Below are 17,292 nucleotides of genomic sequence, written 5' to 3'. Positions count from 1 at the left end.
GACAGCCCGCAGGGCGTCCTCAGAAACAGGATCCAGCCACTGTTCTTCTTCAGTCGAAGCTACGGCAGATTGCGAGAGGGCTACTTGTGTCGAGTCTCCGGTAGCGGGCACAGATCCCTCCCCTATTTGAGGTGAACGTTGGCGGATGTCAGCCTGCGTCATCCGCCGGCTCCAGTAATCCTGAAGGTCCGTTACGTCACGGAACCGTCGGACGCGTCGATCGAACGAGAACCGCCATCCACCGTTCCCATCTGAGCCGCCGCTTGTCCATCCCCAAGGTTCAACGGAGAGAAAATGCCCCACTTGGCGAAGCAGAGCTTCGCGTCCTGCAGCGGGTAGCACGAGATGGTTCCTTAGGTCAGCGCTCGACAGTGTGGGCTCAGTGTCTTGCTCTGCTGGAAGTCCGATCCAGTCACGCTCCAGATCAGCCGCGAGTCGAACCACATCAACGAACAACTTGAGCGTCTCGGCAGGTCCCGTGCAAGTGGATGCTCCCGCGACCGTGAGCCGTAGTGCTTCCCCAGGTTGCAATGGCAATTCCCTCGCCACGGGGTAGAGCAGTTCGCGAGGTAAGCCCTGCATCGTGACATGGGCATCAAGGCTTAGAGAGCGGTATAGATGCCGGTCGACCTCAGCGAACGTCGGCCAACGTTCATATTGCAGGGTGAGCTGCCACACCGACTGCAACAGTGCTCGCTGTCCATCATCTATCGTGTCTGGAATTACCACAGGTGGGATCATCCTTGTAAGCGAATCGCACGTCTCGTGATGAGGCTACCGAACAGCCAATAGCACACCAGAAGGTGTCTGACTGAACGTTGCCACAGCGCATCGCCGTGCCGCGTTCGACGGGCGAGTGGCATTTAAGCCTTGTAACCGGTCGAGCAACCGGCGGGCTCCTACTGGCCGAGGCGGCCGTCGATGCGTTCGCGGAGCAGGTCCGCGTGGCCGTTGTGGCGGGCGTACTCCTCGATCATGTGAACCAGCATCTCGCGCAAGGAGATGGGAGTGCCGTCGCTGGCGTGGCCGACGAAACCCAGGTCGGTGTCACGCGCGTACTGCTCAGCGAAGGCGACTTCCTCACGCCAGGCGGCCCACGCCTCATCCACGACCGCCTGATCGGGCGCCGCTCCGTCAAAGTCGCCGTCGGGCTCGTCATCGGACTGGTAGCGCTTGGGCACATCCTGACCTGCGAACCGCCGCCGGAACCAGCTGCGCTCGACCTCGGCCATGTGCCGGAGCAGCCCGAGCAGCGACATCGTCGACGGCTCGACCGAACGCCTAGCGAGCTGCTCGGCGTCCAAGCCCTCGCACTTGAGCTGCAGGGTCAGCCGCTGGCAGCGCAGGAACTCGGTCAGCGTCGCCCGCTCGTCGCCCAGCGATGTCCCGCCCTCGCGCGGGTCCTTGTCGAGATCCATAAACATGTCGGCGCGGTGCTGGGGCTTGGTCATGCCTTCATGCTCGCGGCACCGCGCAGCGCAAGCAAGCCGATTGTGAGCGGCAGCTCCCGGCTGAGTGCTTGGATGACGGCATGGAGGAACACCAAGGCGGCTATGTCCGAGTCGAGGTCACCACCGTGGCGATCCCCGGTGGCACGGTCGACGACCTGCCGTTTCCGTGGCGACCTATTCCCCCGCCGCCGGACTAGGCCACCCTCAGGGAATGGATGGCTCCGGAATTATGGGAAGCCTGGGAGATCGTCGCTCGCGACCTGAAGACGCCGGACGCGATCGTTCCGATGGTGTCACCGAACGATTGGGACGATCAGGAGTCACAGGCCTGCGCCATGGTGTCGTGGGAGGACGGCACCGGCGCCGGGATCAGCGTGCCGCGACACCAGCCACTGGCCGCCCGAGTCGTGCACCTGGCTGATCAGTTCCAGGAGGGCGAGGTCGAGGCGCTCTGGTTCGCGGGCCGTCCCGCGGTGTGGCCGCACTGCCCCAGGCATCCCAACACCCATCCGCTGAATGCCCGACTGCGCGATGGCGTCGCGGTGTGGGTCTGCGGCGAGTTCGACATAATCGCGCCGATTGGCGACCTGTTCCCCCAGTAAGCGCAAGCGAATTCAAGACCGGGGCCTTCACGCGGAGGGCGAGTCGTCCTTGGCGCTGGCGAACGCGGCGTCGAAGGCCGCGGACGGCGGGTCGAAGGCCAGATTGGCGACGAACTCGCGAGCCTCCGGCGCGCCGACCAGGCGGTCCATGCCGGCGTCCTCCCACTCGATGGACAGCGGGCCGGTGTAGCCGATGGTGTTCAGCATCCGGAAGCAGTCCTCCCACGGCACGTCGCCGTGGCCGGTGGAGACGAAGTCCCAGCCCCGCCGCGGGTCTGCCCACGGCAGGTGCGAGCCCAGCACCCCCCGGCGGCCGTTGCCGGTCCGCAGCCGGGTGTCCTTGCAGTCGACGTGATAGATCCGGTCCCGGAAGTCCCAGATGAACATGACCGGGTCCAGGGCCTGCCAGACGAAGTGGCTCGGGTCCCAGTTCAGCCCGAAGGCCGGCCGGTGCCCGATCGCCTCCAGCGCCCGCTCGGTGGTGTAGTAGTCATAGGCGATCTCGCTCGGGTGCACCTCGTGGGCAAACCGCACACCCTCAGAGTCGAACACGTCGAGGATCGGGTTCCACCGGTCGGCGAAGTCCTGGTAAGCCGCGTCCATCAAAGCCTGCGACACCGGCGGGAACATCGCGACGTACTTCCACGCGGCCGAGCCGGTGAACCCGACCACCGTGTCCACGCCGAGCCTGGCCGCCACCACCGCGGTGTCCTTGAGCGCCTGCGCGGCCCGCTGCCGCACGCCCTCGGGGTCACCGTCTCCCCAGATAGCCGGCAGCAGCATGTCGCGGTGCCGGGCGTCGATCGGGTCGTCGCACACCGCCTGCCCGGCGAGGTGGTTGGAGATGGCGTACACCTTCAGCCCATGGGCGTCGAGGATGTCGCGCCGGGTCTGCAGGTACGCCGGGTCAGCGATCGCCCTTGCCACGTCGAGGTGATCGCCCCAGCAGGCGATCTCCAGCCCGTCGTAGCCCCAGCTCGCCGCGAGCCGGGCCACCTCTTCGAAAGGCAGGTCGGCCCACTGGCCGGTGAACAGCGTGATGGGCCGACGCACTGAAGACTCCCGTTCTCAAGCGATCGAGCAGTAATGGCAGGTGAGGCGATGAAGCCAGTGAACATAACCAGAAAGCTAGGCGCCGAGGCTGACCGGGACGCGTCCGGGTCAGCCTCGGCGGGGAACTCTATCGAGGCTGGCTGACGACTAGTCCCAGCCGAACTTCTCGTACTGGGCGACGTTGTCCTTGGTGACCAGCTCAGAGTCGATGAGCATGTTGCTGGGCAGCGGCAGGCCGGCCAGGTCGTCGGAGGAGCGTCCCTGCGCGATCAGGCGTGCCATCGACACCGCGGTCGCGGCGATCGCCGGGGTGAACGTCACATCGGCCTCGATGCGGGCGTCGCCGTTCTTGATGTGCTTGAGCATCGTGTTCGAGGCCGCGGTGCCGACGATGAAGAACTCCTTGCGGTTGGCCTGGGCGGCGGCCGCCTCGGAGCCGATGTTCTGGTCGTCATCGTGGTTGAACACCGCGTCGAGCTTCGGGGCCGCGGCCAGCAGGTTGGCCATGGCCGCCTGGCCCGATTGCACCGTGAACGAGGCGTTGACCTGCCGCGTCACCTTGAGGCCGTGGATGGCCAGCGCGTCCTTGAACCCCTCGGAGCGCTCGCGGGTCAGGGCCAGGGTCGCGATGCCGGTGATCTCGCCGATGACGGCGTCGGACTTGCCCTTGAGCTTGTTGCCGATGTAGGTGCCGGCGTTGAAGCCCACCTTGTAGTTGTCGCCGGCCAGGAACATCCGGTAGGCGCTCTGGTCGTTGAACTTGCGGTCCAGGTTGATCACCGGGATGCCTGCGGCGGTGGCCGCCTTGCCCACGCCGGTCAGCTGGTCACCGTCCTGGGGGAAGATGATCAGCGCGTCCGGCTTCTCGGCGATGGCGGTCTGCACCGCGGCGATCTGGGACGGTGCGTCCGGCGCGGCCTCGAGCGCGGTGAAGGTGACGTCGGGGTACTTGGCCGCCTGCTCCTTGGCGAACCGGTTGATGGCCGCGAGGAAACCGTGGTCGGCGACCGGGCCGGAGAACATGATCCGGACCTTCTTGCCCGGCGCCTGCGCGCCACCGCTGTTGCCGGCCGGCGCCGCCGCTGTCGAGCCTCCGGCGGAACTGGCGGCCGGCTTGGGGGTGTTGCTGGTGCAGCCGGTCAGCACCACACCCGCGGCGGCGGCGATGGCGACGACGCCGGTGAATAGCCGACGACGGCTGCCGCCGTGCTCATGGTCCTTGTGATAGTTCACTGCGTCCTCCGCGGTTGAGATGGGTGTGCTGCTGACGTTGAGCGTGGTGACGCCGGAGCGGCGTGGGTGAGAAACGGTCGGCGGGCGCTCACGCCGGACGCCGCCGTAGTGAGCCGACCCGGAACTGCTGGATGAGGACCGCGGCGACGATGATCACGCCTTGGGCGATCAACTGGTACTCGATGGCCAGGTTGTTCACGATGAACAGGTTGGTGATCTGGCTGAACACCAGCACGCCCAACACCGAGCCGACGATGGTGCCCCGCCCGCCGGCCAGCGCCGTGCCGCCGATGATCACCGCCGCGATGGCCTGCAACTCATAGAGGTTGCCGTGGTCGGAGGAGCCGGAGTTGGCCTGCGCGGTCACCATCAGGGCGGCGATGCCGCAGCACAGGCCCGACAGCGCGTAGATGATCACCTGGGTGCGGCGGACGCTGATGCCGGCCAGGCGCGCGGCCTCGCCGTTGCCGCCGATCGCGGCGCTGCGCCGTCCGAAGGTGGTCCGGTTGAGCAGCACCCAGGCCAGCGCGGCGACCACGGCGAAGATGATGACCAACCACGGGACGCCGAGGAACTTGCGCTGCGCGATGTCGGTGATGCCGTTGACGCTGACCACCTGGGTCTGCTTGCCCGAGATCTTCTGGGCCAGGCCGCGGGCGGCCACCATCGTCGCCAGCGTCGCTATGAAGGGCGCCATCCGGCCGTAGGCGATGAGAAAGCCGTTGGCCAGTCCTGCGACCGTGCCCACGATCAGGGCGACGAAGACCATCATCACCGCGCCGTAGGACTGGGTCGACAGCGTCGTGGCCCAGACGCTGGCCAGGGCCAGCAGCGCTCCCACCGAGAGGTCGATGCCGCCGCTGATGATGACGAAGGTCATCCCGATCGCCACGACGCCGATGCTCGAGGCGAGGGTGAGCACCGTCAGCTCGTTGCTCCACAGCCGGTCGGCGTGCAAGAAGATGTCCGGCCGACTCCACGCCCCGATCCCGTACAGGGCGATCAGCACCGCTATCAGGCCGAGGTTGCGGCGCACCGGCTCGCTGGCGTCGTCGCGGAACCAGCGACGCAGGGAAGATCCGCCCGATGGCGGCTGCGCCGAGGCCCCTGCGTGTGATCCCTCGGCCGGGGATCCCTCAGCCGGCGGCACGGCGACCTTCACGGGTTCGGTCATGGGCTGTCCACTTCCAGTAGCGATCCCGCCATGACGAGATCGAGGACGGTTTCCTCATTCAGCTCACCGGCCGGCGCCTCGCGCACGACGCGGCCCTCGCGCATGACGACCACGCGGTCGGCCAGCCCCAGCACCTCAGGCACCTCGCTAGAGACCATGAGCACGCCCATGCCGTCATCGGCCATCCGGCGGATGACCCGGTACAGATCTGCCCGGGCGCCGACGTCCACACCGCGGGTCGGCTCGTCGAGCAGCAGCAGGCGGGTGCCCGAGGACCGCCGTGACCGCCCGGATTGCTCAGGCGCCGTCGGGCTCGAGGGGTCCAGCAGCCAGCGGCCGAGGACGACCTTCTGCTGGTTGCCGCCGGACAGCGTCTTCACCGGCCGGTCGACACCGCGCGGATGCAGCGCGAGCACGTCGGCGATCTCGGCGGAGGCGGCGCGCTCGGCGGAGGCGCGGGTGAGCCCGGCCGAGGCGTAACGGCCGAACGTGGCCAGGGTGACGTTGCGGTAGATCCTGTCCTCCAGCAGCAGCGCCTGGCTCTTGCGCTCCTCAGGCGCCAGGCCGATCCCGGCCCGCACGGCGCCGGTGACCCGGCCCGGCGGCAGCCGGCGGCCACTCAAGCGCACCTCGCCACTGGCGGACTTGCGAGCGCCGTAGATGGTCTCCAGCAACTCCGAGCGCCCCGACCCGACCAGCCCCGCGATGCCCACGATCTCGCCCTCGCGGACCGACAGCGACACGTCGGCGAACTCCCCCGGCCGGGTCAGTCCCGTCACCTCGAGCAGCGCCGGGGTCGAGCTGTCATCGGCGCGTTCGATGAGTTCGGCGCGCCGGGACCGCTCGGGAAAGACGTACTCGATGCTGCGTCCGGTCATCCGCGTGACCAGGTCATCGGTCCTCGTGGTGCGCGCCGGCAGGTTGACCGCCGAGGTGCGCCCGTCCTTGAGCACCGTCACCCGGTCACCGATCTCGCGGATCTCCTCCAACCGGTGAGAGATGTAGACGACCGCGATGCCGCGCGAGGTCAACTCGCGGATGACGCGGAACAGGTTGGCCACCTCGTCGTGGGCCAGGACAGCGCTGGGCTCGTCCATGACGAGCAGTTGAGCCTCGTGCGACAGCGCCCGCCCCATGCTCACGATCTGCTTGGCCGCGGCCGGCAGGCGTCCTACCTTGCGGTTCACCGGGATGTCGCCGTGGCCGAGCCGGCGCAGGACGGCGGTGGCCTCGGCGCGCATCCGGCCGCGGCGCACGAAGCCGGCGGCGGCCTGCTCGTGCCCCAGAAAGATGTTCTCAGCCACCGTCAGGTCATCGACGAGGTCGAGCTCCTGGTAGATCGTGGCGATGCCCGCCTTGGTGGCTGCCTGCGGCCCGTTGAACGAGGTCTCTTGTCCATGCCAGAGCAAGGAGCCCGAGTCCGGGCGGTGCACGCCGGCCAGCACCTTGATCAGGGTCGACTTGCCTGCGCCGTTCTGCCCCAGCAGGCAGTGCACCTCGCCCGCCAGCACCTCCAGCTCCACGCCGTCGAGGGCCCGCACGCCGGGAAAGGTCTTCACGATGCCCTTGAGCTGCAGCAGCGGCGGCTCGGCGCCGCCGTGAGCGGCACTCTGAGCGGCTCCATCGGCGCTCGGGCGGCCCTCGGTCATGTCGCTCACGCCGGCACCTCTATCCACGTCTGCGACGCCGCGGCCTCCACCACCGCCTGGGTCAGGACCGCCGCGCGCAGCCCGTCGTCGAACATCGGCAGCCCGTCGGGGGCGCTGCCGTCCATGGCGGCGTAGACGTCGCTGACATAGGCGTTGAAGGCGTCCTGATAACCCTGCGGGTGGCCGGCCGGCAGCCGTGAGTAGGTCGAGGAAGGCTGTCCGAAGACGTCCGTGCCGCGCATCAGGACGACGTTCTGCTCGCGCCCGCCGACAAACAGCGCCTCGGGCGCCTCCTGGTCGAAGGAGTACGAGGCGTCGGGGCCGTCGAAGGAGAACCACAGGCGGTTCTTGCGACCGGGAGTCACCTGGGACACGACCACTGACCCCATGGCCCCGCGATCGGTCTGGAAGACGACCACCGCGCCGTCCTCGGTGCCAGGGTCGGCCAGCGAGTCTGCGACGCTTCGCTCCTTGTAGGCGCTGCCCAGCTGCGCGGCGAGGCGGGTGATCCGGTGCCCGGTGGTGAACTCCATCAGGTCACACCAGTGCACCCCGATGTCGCCGAAAGCCCGCGACGCGCCGCCGAGGGCCGGGTCCATCCGCCAGTTGGTCGCGTCGTGGGCAGACAACCAGTCCTGCAGGTAGGTGCCGTGCAACAGCCACAGCGGGCCGGCCGAGTCGCGGGCGATCCGGTTCCTGGCCTCGCGGACCGAGGCGTAGAAGCGGTAGACGAACGGCACGCTGGCCACCCGTCCGGCGTCACCGGCGACCTCGGTCAGCCGGCGTGCGTCGGCGACGGAGGTCGCCAGCGGCTTCTCGCAGATCACGTGCTTGCCTGCGGCCAGCGCGGCTAGTGCCATCTCGGTGTGGGTGCGGTTGGGCGTGCAGATGTGCACCACGTCGATCTCCGGCGCTGCCAGCAACTCGGCGAGGTCCGCCGCGCCACGCCGGGCGCCCATGGCCTGAACGCCGGCGGCCGTCGTGGCCGCGCCGCTGCCGAGCACGGCCACCACCTCGCCGCCCGCCGCCCGGACCGCATGCGCGTGCACGCCGGCGATGAAGCCGGTTCCGATGATCGCCGCCTGGACGCCGGCCCTCATCCGCGCGGCCGATCCGCGCCGGTTGGGGCGCCAAGGCCGCGGAGGCGGTCCGCATGTGTCGAGATCGGCGCCATTACGGTTGCCTTTCATCCGAAGCAGCTGCCTGAGAGGTATCGCAGGATGCTCGAAGTATTGCATCCGAGAGGCGAAAGTCAATCCTCTAGCGCTAGATTCTTCAGTATGGATGGAAGTTGCCGATAGTTTCGTTGCTACTTTTGCCTCTGAACAGCCTAAGTAGGGCCTTTGCTGCTAACACGAGATCGTGGAGAGATGAGGTGACGCATGAGCTCGAAGCTGCCTGCGGAGGGGCCGGCCGCTGAGCAGGTCGACTCCTTCGCCGCCGTGCTCGCCGCCGTGCGCGGGGGTCGGCTGCGGACCCGCCCCGACCTCGCGCGGCATCTGGGCCTGGGCCGCAACGTCGTGAGCCAGCGGGTGACCCAGCTGATCGACTCGGGCCTGCTCGACGAGGGCAGCCTGGCGCCGTCCACCGGAGGGCGGCCATCGCGCGAGCTGCGGTTTCGCGCCGAGGCAGGCTGCCTGCTCGTCGCCGAGCTGGGCGCCACCGAGCTGCAGGCCGGCCTCAGCGATCTGGACGGGGTGCTGCTGGCCCAGCGCACCGAGGCCTGCGACGTCGCGGGCGGCCCGGAAGCGACGCTGGCCCGGCTCGAGCAGATCTTCAACGAGCTGCTGGCCACCCGGCTGGTCGCGGCGCCGGTGTGGGGCGTCGGCGTCGGGTTGCCCGGGCCGGTCGAGTTCTCCAAGGGCCGCCCGATCGCGCCGCCGATCATGCCCGGCTGGGATGACTACCCGGTGCGTGACCGGCTCTCGGCCACCTATCAGGCGCCGGCCTGGGTCGACAACGACGTCAACGTCATGGCGTTGGGCGAGCTGCGCACCGGGATCGGGCGCAACGAGTTGGAGCTGCTCTACGTCAAGGTGGGCACCGGCATCGGCGCCGGGCTGATCTCCGCCGGGCGCCTGCACCGCGGCGCGCAGGGCGCCGCTGGCGACATCGGCCACGTGTCGGTGCTCGACGACGACAGCGTCCTGTGCCGCTGCGGCAACACCGGCTGCCTGGAGGCCCTGGCCGGCGGGTACGCGCTCAGCCGCGACGGACTGGCGGCCGCCCGGTCTGGCCGCAGCCCGGCGCTGGCCGCCGTGCTGGAGGCCACCGGCACGATCACCGCTCGCGACGTCACGGCCGCCGCCAGCGCCGGCGACCCGGCGAGCCTGGCCCTGCTCACCCGGTCGGGCCGGTTGGTGGGCCGCGTCCTGGCGACGCTGGTGAACTTCTACAACCCGTCGCTCATCGTCCTCGGAGGCCAGGTCAGCTCTGGCGGCGACATCTTCCTCGGTGAGCTGCGGCGGACGGTCTACGGCCGCTCCACCGCCCTGAGCGCGCGCGATCTGCGGATCAAGACCTCGCCGCTCGGGGACCGCGCCGGGCTGCTGGGCGCGGCGTTCCTGGCAGCCGACCAGCTCTTCTCCCCCGAATGCCTGGTCCACTGGATCTCCGCCGGCTCGCCGGCCGGGCGCCCGGACCTGTCGGGCGGCGGCGTCGCGGCCTGAGCCAGCGGTGCGCCTCGGAAGGGGCTGCCCCGCTGAGACGAGCCGGCTCAGACGCGGGGCGCTAACCCTTGCTTCTATCGCTAGCCCTTGCCCGAGTACAGGATCCGCTTGGCGTTCTTGCGGCTCCCCCGCTGCCAGTACGGCCGCTGCCAACTGTCGTCCTCGGTGAGGTAGTCGTGGGCGTCGGTGGCGTTCTGCCGCACTCGCTGAGCCCACCACCGGGCGTAGAAGTGGTCGAACACCCTGTTGTACTCGGTGAAGTAGACATCGGCGACCTCGGTGTCACCGGTGATGATGAGCATGTTCTCGTCGTTGCCCTGCGTCGAGGCGGTGGAGAAGTTCGCCGAGCCGGTGATGGTGGTGGGCGTGTCGGACAGCGGGCCGAGCAGCAGGATCTTGGTGTGCAGGTAGGGAACGTGGCCGTTGAAGCCGGTCAGGTGCTCTGCCGCCCACCCGCTGAGCGAGTCGGGTGTGCCCAGCGCGCCGACGGCCAGCTGCACCATCGGGTCCTTCGACCACACGCGCTGGTGGTTGTCCGGTGCGTTGAGCAGCACGAAGCGCAGCACTCCCGGCGTGTGGGCGTCGGCGAGCTGCGCCTCGAAGTGCTTGTCGTCCAACCCGAAGGGCAGCGTGATGTGGGTGCTCGACGGCGCCGCGGCGAAGCCGGCCGCGTACCAGTCCAGCGGGTCGATGGCGGTGCGCGGGCTGAACAGCGAGTGGATGCCACCGCCCGCCAGCCCGGCTGCGTCGAAGGCGCTGTGCGTGCCGACCCACTCCTTCAGCGCCGGACGGGCCGGATCGGCCGACAGCTGCGTCCAGTAGTCGAGAAAACGCTGCGCGACCTCGGCGTCTCGCACCACGTGCCCGACGTTGGAGTGGCCGAAGATGCCGCCCTGGGTGAGGTTGGTCGACCCGGTCCACACCTGCCTCGGCCTGATCGTGTCATCGCCGCCGGCCCCACGGTCGGCCCGGATGATGAACTTGTTGTGGGCGATCACCGCCCGGGTGCGGGGAATCAGCATCGAGCGGTCGAAGTTCGAGGCCTGCACGGCCGCCTGGATCGCCGCCTCGTTGCGCTGCCCCTGCTCGCCCTTGGCGTGATAGACGATCCGGACGTCGGCGCCCGCGGCGTGCGCCTGCGCGAAGGCAGCCAGCACACTCGGCTCGGTGAGCTCGTAGACGGCGGCCCGGATGGCCAGTGACGCCGACGCGCCGTCAGTGAGGAAGGCGATCAGCGCCTCGTGCAAGCCACGCGAGAGCCACCTCATCGCCTCGGCGCGCTTGTCGGGCGGCAACTGGTCCGGAGGGGCGCCGAACCTGGCGGCGTAGGCCTGGCTGGCCGCCACGCCGCGGTTGAAGTAGACCCCGTGGACGCCCGCGCCCGGGTCGTCAGTGGTGACCTCGACCGTCGCCGTGACCGCCTCCCGGCTGGTCAGCGCCCCGGGCACGCCGTAGCGCGGCACCACCGTGTAGCGGTAACGGTGCGCGGGCTTGGCGGTGTAGTCGCCCCACCACATCGCCTGGATCGGCTGCGCCTCGGTCTGATAGACCGCGGTCAGCGCCGGCGTGGGAATCTGGGACTTGAAGGTCTTGAACCCTGACAGCCAGCGCGAGGTGTGGTCGGTGAGATCCTCGCGGTGCAGCGCGATTCCCAGGCAGCCGTCACGGGCCTGCTCGCTCAGGTCGAAGCCGAAGAAGACCGCGTGGTTGCCGGCGACGGCGTGCGTGGTGAGCCCGCCGTTCTCAACGTGTGCTCGCACCGCGGCCTCCCGCCAGGGTCGGCGCCCGCACCGTGATGGCCGAGCACTGTGTAGGAGGCCAACGCCGGCCAGTTAGTACACCGAGTTTTGATCCACCGAAGATTGATACACCGGGACCAGCGCCGTGCGAAGTCACGGCGGTTCAACCTGCCGCGACCAGCGCGCGCAGCTCTTCGACCCGGGTGTCGGGATCAGACAGATGACCGCCCTCGGTGTGGACGACGGCCCTCGCTCCGGGGACGTGTGCGGCCAGCCAGGCGCCGTGACCGGCGGGGACGAGGACGTCCTGCGCGCCGTAGCGGACGGTGACCGGCACCGCGATCTCCTCAAGGTCAAAGCCCCATCCGGTGACGAACGCCAGGTCGTCGTCGACCCAACCCCAGACCCCGGCGGCGTACGCGGCACGCATGTCTTCTGAGAACACCCGCTGCACGTCAGGGCGGGCAAGCTTCTCCCGGTCGGCGTCGGCAAGCTGCCAGTCATCAGACAGGATCTTCGACGGATCCTTCGCGATCCGGGCCAGGTCCTGCTCCGCCAGCGGCGCGAGCCTGTCGCGCAGGACCTGCTCGCCCTGAAGCGCCCAGCGGAATTCCTCGACGTTCTGCGGGTCCATGCCGGCCCACCAGTCCAAGCCCTCGGCGTCGAAGGGAGCGACGCCGACCCGGCACTCGGCCGCCGTCACCCGGCTTGCGAGCCTGGCGGCCACCGCCAGCGCGTGCGGCCCGCCGCCGGACCCGCCGGTGACCGCGAACCGGTCGAGGCCCAAGGCGTCGGCGATGGCGGCGACATCCTCAGCGCAGTCGACCACCCGTCGCCCGGGCCGGCGCTCGGACACCCCATAGCCCGGCCGGTCATAGGTCAGCACCCGCAGCCCGGCGCGGGCGAGGCCTGCCTCGTCCGGAGGTCGGCCGAACCGCGAGCCCGGAGTGCCATGCAGCCCGAACACAGCAGAGCCGTCCGGGTCTCCCCACTGCGCGACGCCGAGCGCGCGCCCGTCGGAGGCCTTGATCGTCGTCAACCGGTGCGCCATCGAACGGATTCTGCCCGACGGCGCGCCGCTGCGACAGCGTTGAGCCGGCGATCCAGCCTGCAGTGCCGGGCCGGGGCGATGACAGTATCGACAGATGCGCATCGCGACCTGGAACCTCAACTCCGTCAAGGCCCGGCTGCCGCGGCTGCTGTCCTGGCTGGAGCTACGCCAGCCCGACGTCCTGCTGGTCCAGGAGACCAAGGCCACCGAGCAGTCCTGGCCGGCTGCCGAACTGCAGGCGGCGGGTTATGAGTCAGCGCACCTGGGCAGCGGCCGGTGGAACGGGGTGGGCATCCTGTCCAGGGTCGGGCTGGACGATGTGACCCGCGGGCTGGCCGGCCAGCCGTCCTTCGACGGGGCTGTGGAGGACCGCGCGATCGGGGCGACCTGCGCCGGCGTCAGGCTCTGGTCGCTGTACGTCCCTAACGGCAGGACGGTCGGGCACCAGCACTTCGAGTACAAGCTGGAGTTCCTCGACGCTCTGCGCGCCCAGTGCGCGGCGGAGCGGGCCACGCTGGGCGCCGACGCGCCGTACGGGCTGCTCGGTGACTTCAACGTGGCGCCGCTTGACCAGGACGTCTGGGACATCGCGGCCTTCGCCGGGTCCACCCATGTCAGCGCGCCCGAACGCGCCGCGGTCGCCGCCATCCAGCAGGCCGATCCGGGCGCCCCGCTGGTCGACCTGATGCCGCGCGCCTCGATCGACCCCGCCGACATCCGGCCGCCCTACACCTTCTGGGAGATGCGGATGCTCGGGTTCCAGAAGGGCCGCGGGATGCGGATCGACCTCGCGCTGGTCAACGACTCGCTGGCCCAGCGGGTCCAGTCAGCGTGGGTCGACCGGGACGCCCGGCGCGGCGAAGGCCCGTCCGACCACGCGCCGCTGGTGCTCGACCTCACCGACTAGAGGATCAGCCGACTAGAGGATCAGCCGACTAGAGAATCAGCCGACTAGAGAATCAGGGTTCCTAGCCGGCTTCACCAGCCTTCCATCCGGACCTGGCCGAGCCGGCCGTGCAGGTCGCGCATCACGGCCCAGGTCTCGTCGCTGTGACGCACCGAGGCGCCCGGCGGGTTCACCAGGATGGGGGCGTCCACCCCGAGCAGGTTGCGCAACCGGTCGGCCTCTGCCGGGCTGCTGGTGGCGAAGGCGATCGCGGTGGACAGCAACGCGCCGCCACTGGCGAGCTGGCCGATGGTGTCGGCGTTCTCGGCCGACAGCCCGACGGCGGCGTTCTGCTGCCGCGCGGTCCGCACGATCCGGCCCAGCCGCGACGCGAACGGCGCCGGCACGCTGAAGCCGCTCGGCACGTCCACGTGCAGCAGCCGGGGGAAGTCGGCTTTGGAGGCGAGCTGGCCCAGGATCTGCATGGCGGGCAGCGCGGAGGCCAGGCTGTCGCCGGACAGCGCGATGACCGTGACGTAGCCGGGCTCGATCCGCTCATCCGAGGAGCCGGTGAACATCTCGGCCAGCCCGCCGCCGCGGGACAGGCCGGCGACGGTGTCCCACAGCCCGCCCAGGCCGACAGCCCCCTGCACCAGGTCCTCCAGCCGGGGCGCGGCGGTCTGCGACCGGCGCAGGACCCGGACGTTCTTGCCCAGGCCGGCCGCCCGCGAGGTGAGCTGTCCGGACAGGTCGACCAGCACCACGCCGGTGCCCCGGGCCGCGGCGTCCTGCGCCACGCTGAGCACCAGCCGGGCACGCTCGTCGGCCTGGCCCAGCACGGCGAACACCGGGCTCTTGCCGGCTCGCACGGCCGCGTGCGGATCGAAGGACACCCGGTTGCCGTCGAGGGTCACCCCGATCTGGCAGCCTGAGTCATCGCCAAGCTCGTCCACCTCGGGGCGCGGCGTGGCTGAGACGGTCACCGGCTCCTCGGCGGCGGCCTCAACCGGCTCATCCCCTGACGCCGCGGCCTGACCTGAGGCCTGACCCGGCTGCCCAGCCGCGGGCTCGGCGGCGCCTGCAGCCCCCGTGGCTCCCGTGGTGTCTGCCGGACGCGGAATCCGGACCGCGCCGCGAGCGCCCTCCATGAAACCGGCCTCCCAGGCCAGCGCCTGCTCCTGGGTGAGGGAGAACTGATCGGCCGGCAGCAGCTCGGCCGGGATCTCTGCCAGCCGCTGGTCACGCAGCAGCGTCAGCAGCTCCTCGGGCGAGGCCTGGCGCGTCCAGCTCAGGCCGGCCTGCCAGCCTCGCTGGAATTGCTGGCTGATCTGCGGGCCGAACGGGTGGCTACCCCCCTCGGCCGCCTCGACGGCGGCCAGCAGCGCGCGCTGGCACACCTCTGAGATCGGGATCTGGGCCGCCTTCACCCGGCGTTCCAGATCATCGGGCAGGTAGACGTTCGCTCGACCCATGACAACCACCTTCATCGTATGCGCAGGTATGCGCACACCATGCTACCTACGTCGAGGCAGGTGCTATCCCATACCCATCACGGCGTTGACCTCGGCCAGGGTGGCGTCGGCGATCTCGCGGGCCCGGCTAGCGCCACGGCGCAGGATCTCGGCGGCGTCCCCAGGTCCGAACGAGGCGCGCCGAGCCCTGATCGGGGCCAGCAGCTTGTTGACCGAGTCGGTCACCACCCGCTTCAGCTCGGCGGCTCCCCCGGCGCCGACCTGCTCGGCGACCACCGCCGGCGCCACCCCCAGGCAGAGGCCGGCCAGGGTGAGCAGGTTGGCGACCTCGGGCCGGCTCTGCGGGTGATAGCTAATCCGCCGCTCGGAGTCCGTCCGGGCGGCTCGCACCTTGGCCGCCACCTGGTCCGGGCCATCGGACAACGCGATGCCGTTGCCCAGGCTCTTCGACATCTTGCGGCCGTCCAGTCCCAGCAGCGTGCCGACCTCGCCGAGCAACCCTTCGGGCAGAGGGAAAACCGGGCCGTAGCGGTCGTTGAACCGGCGCGCGATGGACCGGGTCAGCTCCAGGTGCGGCAGCTGGTCCTTGCCCACCGGCACCAGTTCCGCCTTGCAGAAAAGGATGTCCGCGGCCTGGTGCACCGGATAGGTCATCATCAACCCGTTGACTTTAGATCGGCCCGCCATCCGGATCTCCTCCTTCACAGTCGGGTTGCGGTCCAGTTCGCCGGTGCTCACCAGTGACAGGAACGGCAGCAGCAGCTGGTTCAGGGCCGGCGCCGCGCTGTGAGCGAAGATCACGCTGTTGTCGGCGTCGATGCCGCAGGCCAGGTAGTCCAGCACCATTGACGTGCGAAGCTGCGCGAGGTTTTCCGGCCGGTCCCGGTCGGTGATGACCTGGTAGTCGGCCACCACCACGAACAGCTCGCATCCCTGCTGCTGCAGCCGGACCCGGTTGGCCAGCGTGCCGAAGTAGTGCCCGAGGTGCAGGCCGCCGGTCGGGCGGTCACCGGTCAGCACCCGGCCCGGCGCCGGCAGCCCGGGCCCCGCCGCGGTGCGGGCAGCCGGCACGGTCGTCGTCGTTGTCATGGTTTCCTCCTTGACAGGAGGGGCGATCCAGCCGGGAGCACAGCAAAAGGGGCCGTCCGGCAGGACGGCCCCTTCGCTGGATTGATCAGGGTGGGTGTGGCGCCGTCCGTTATCCGGACAGCCGCCAGCTGCGTTGGACAGGCGCCAGGCAGCTGGACATGCCCTTACGGTAGCAAGGATCGCGCCACCGCGGCGCCGCTCAGGCGCTCTTGGACGCGGCCTTCCTCGCTGGAGCGGCCTTGCTCGACGCCGCCTTCTTCGCCGGCGCCTTCTTGGCAGGCGGCGCCTTCTTCGCCGGGGCGGACTTCTTGGCCGCGGCCTTCTTCGCCGGCTCCGCCTCGGCCGGCTCGCTTGCCTTGGCCGTGTCGCCGGACTCGGCCGCGCCGTCGGCGGGCACGCCCCGGGCCCGGTCGACGCTGCGCTGCAGCGCGGTGAGCAGGTCCACCACCTCGCTGGTCTTGCCGGCCTTCTCCTTCTTGCCGGTGTCGGGCAGTTGGGCGGACTCGCCGCGCTCGAGCTTGGCGTCGATCAGCTCGACCACCGCCTCGCGGTAGCTGTCGGTGAAGCCCTCGGGCTCGAAGTCGGCGGCCATGCTCTCGACCAGCGAGGCGGCCATCTTCAACTCCTGCGGGCGCAACTCCACCTCGGTGTCGAGCACCGCGAAGTCCGGCTTGCGGATCTCGTCGGGCCACAGCATGGTCTGCAGCAGGATCGCCTTGTCGCGCACCCGCAGCACCGCCAGCGTCTCTTTCTGCCGCAGCGCCACCTTCACGATGGCCATCCGCTCGGTCTCGATCAGCGCCTCGCGCAGCAGGGCGTAGGGCTTGGCGGCCTTGGCGTCCGGCTCGAGGTAGTAGGTCTTGGCGAACAGGATCGGGTCGACCTGGCTGCTCGGCACGAACTCCACCACGTCGATCTCGTGGCTGGTGGCGACCGGCAACTGGTTCAGGTCCTCATCGGTGAGGATCACCAACTGGCCGTCGCTGGTCTCATAGCCCTTGGCGATCGCGTCGAAGGCGACCTCTTCGTTGCACACGCTGCAAGTGCGCTTGTAACGGATCCGGCCGCCGTCCTCGCGGTGCACCTGATGGAACCGGATATCGTTCTCCTCGGTGGCGGCGAACAACCGCACCGGCACGTTCACCAACCCGAAGGACACCGCACCTTTCCAGATGGCTCTCATACCCACTCCTCACGGTGGCGGCGACTCGTCCTCACAGGAAA

Annotated in this window: 14 protein-coding genes; 3 read left to right on the top strand and 11 right to left on the bottom strand. The window is 69.6% G+C overall.

Features of this window, described 5'->3' with window-relative positions; all coding sequences use genetic code 11:
* Window positions 1–899 precede the first annotated feature (899 nt).
* Window positions 900–1,451 (bottom strand): DinB family protein, encoded by a 552-nt coding sequence (locus VGB75_14695; GenBank protein ID HEY0168287.1) that lies wholly within the window; start codon window positions 1,449–1,451, stop codon window positions 900–902.
* A gap of 215 nt (window positions 1,452–1,666) precedes the next feature.
* Between VGB75_14695 and VGB75_14690 the strand changes: the two genes are divergently transcribed.
* On the top strand, window positions 1,667–2,053 hold the full coding sequence (locus VGB75_14690) for a hypothetical protein (GenBank protein HEY0168286.1): 387 nt from the start codon (window positions 1,667–1,669) through the stop codon (window positions 2,051–2,053).
* 27 nt (window positions 2,054–2,080) lie between these two features.
* Here VGB75_14690 and VGB75_14685 read toward each other — a convergent pair whose 3' ends face one another.
* The 5 genes from VGB75_14685 to VGB75_14665 form a co-directional block, all read right to left on the bottom strand.
* Window positions 2,081–3,106, bottom strand: a complete 1,026-nt coding sequence (locus tag VGB75_14685; GenBank protein ID HEY0168285.1) for a sugar phosphate isomerase/epimerase family protein — start codon at window positions 3,104–3,106, stop codon at window positions 2,081–2,083.
* 147 nt (window positions 3,107–3,253) lie between these two features.
* Window positions 3,254–4,339 (bottom strand): substrate-binding domain-containing protein, encoded by a 1,086-nt coding sequence (locus tag VGB75_14680; GenBank protein ID HEY0168284.1) that lies wholly within the window; start codon window positions 4,337–4,339, stop codon window positions 3,254–3,256.
* Window positions 4,340–4,427: 88 nt separating this feature from the next.
* The gene (locus tag VGB75_14675; GenBank protein ID HEY0168283.1) at window positions 4,428–5,513 is read right to left on the bottom strand and encodes an ABC transporter permease; all 1,086 of its coding nucleotides are present in this window, start codon (window positions 5,511–5,513) and stop codon (window positions 4,428–4,430) included.
* Window positions 5,510–7,162, bottom strand: coding sequence for a sugar ABC transporter ATP-binding protein (locus VGB75_14670; protein ID HEY0168282.1), 1,653 nt, complete (start codon window positions 7,160–7,162; stop codon window positions 5,510–5,512). Before VGB75_14670 ends, VGB75_14675 begins: the two co-directional genes overlap by 4 nt.
* A gap of 5 nt (window positions 7,163–7,167) precedes the next feature.
* Entirely contained in the window at window positions 7,168–8,262 is a 1,095-nt protein-coding gene (locus VGB75_14665) for a Gfo/Idh/MocA family oxidoreductase (protein ID HEY0168281.1), read from the bottom strand.
* A 282-nt stretch (window positions 8,263–8,544) separates the two neighbouring features.
* Between VGB75_14665 and VGB75_14660 the strand changes: the two genes are divergently transcribed.
* Window positions 8,545–9,831, top strand: a complete 1,287-nt coding sequence (locus VGB75_14660) for an ROK family protein (GenBank protein ID HEY0168280.1) — start codon at window positions 8,545–8,547, stop codon at window positions 9,829–9,831.
* An 80-nt stretch (window positions 9,832–9,911) separates the two neighbouring features.
* Here the strand turns inward: VGB75_14660 and VGB75_14655 are convergent, their stop codons facing one another.
* Together VGB75_14655 and VGB75_14650 are read right to left on the bottom strand one after the other, a co-directional pair.
* The gene (locus VGB75_14655; GenBank protein HEY0168279.1) at window positions 9,912–11,591 is read right to left on the bottom strand and encodes a phospholipase D-like domain-containing protein; all 1,680 of its coding nucleotides are present in this window, start codon (window positions 11,589–11,591) and stop codon (window positions 9,912–9,914) included.
* Window positions 11,592–11,733: 142 nt separating this feature from the next.
* Window positions 11,734–12,621, bottom strand: a complete 888-nt coding sequence (locus VGB75_14650; protein ID HEY0168278.1) for an alpha/beta hydrolase — start codon at window positions 12,619–12,621, stop codon at window positions 11,734–11,736.
* A gap of 94 nt (window positions 12,622–12,715) precedes the next feature.
* On the opposite strand from VGB75_14650, the gene VGB75_14645 reads away from it, so the two are divergent.
* Window positions 12,716–13,528 carry an exodeoxyribonuclease III gene (locus tag VGB75_14645; protein HEY0168277.1) on the top strand — a complete coding sequence of 271 codons (813 nt, stop codon included), beginning with the start codon at window positions 12,716–12,718 and terminating at the stop codon, window positions 13,526–13,528.
* 71 nt (window positions 13,529–13,599) lie between these two features.
* Here the strand turns inward: VGB75_14645 and VGB75_14640 are convergent, their stop codons facing one another.
* From VGB75_14640 to VGB75_14630, 3 genes are all read right to left on the bottom strand, one after another.
* Window positions 13,600–14,979, bottom strand: coding sequence for a hypothetical protein (locus VGB75_14640; GenBank protein HEY0168276.1), 1,380 nt, complete (start codon window positions 14,977–14,979; stop codon window positions 13,600–13,602).
* Between the two features lie 63 nt (window positions 14,980–15,042).
* Window positions 15,043–16,068, bottom strand: coding sequence for a tryptophan--tRNA ligase (gene trpS / locus VGB75_14635; GenBank protein ID HEY0168275.1), 1,026 nt, complete (start codon window positions 16,066–16,068; stop codon window positions 15,043–15,045).
* Between the two features lie 199 nt (window positions 16,069–16,267).
* The gene (locus tag VGB75_14630) at window positions 16,268–17,251 is read right to left on the bottom strand and encodes a Ku protein (protein ID HEY0168274.1); all 984 of its coding nucleotides are present in this window, start codon (window positions 17,249–17,251) and stop codon (window positions 16,268–16,270) included.
* Between the last annotated feature and the right edge of the window lie 41 nt (window positions 17,252–17,292).

This window comes from Jatrophihabitans sp. (genome assembly GCA_036399055.1).
Lineage (GTDB): Bacteria > Actinomycetota > Actinomycetes > Mycobacteriales > Jatrophihabitantaceae > Jatrophihabitans_A.
The sequence above is the reverse complement of the archived record's forward strand: the minus strand, read 5'-3'. Positions and strand labels throughout refer to the sequence as shown.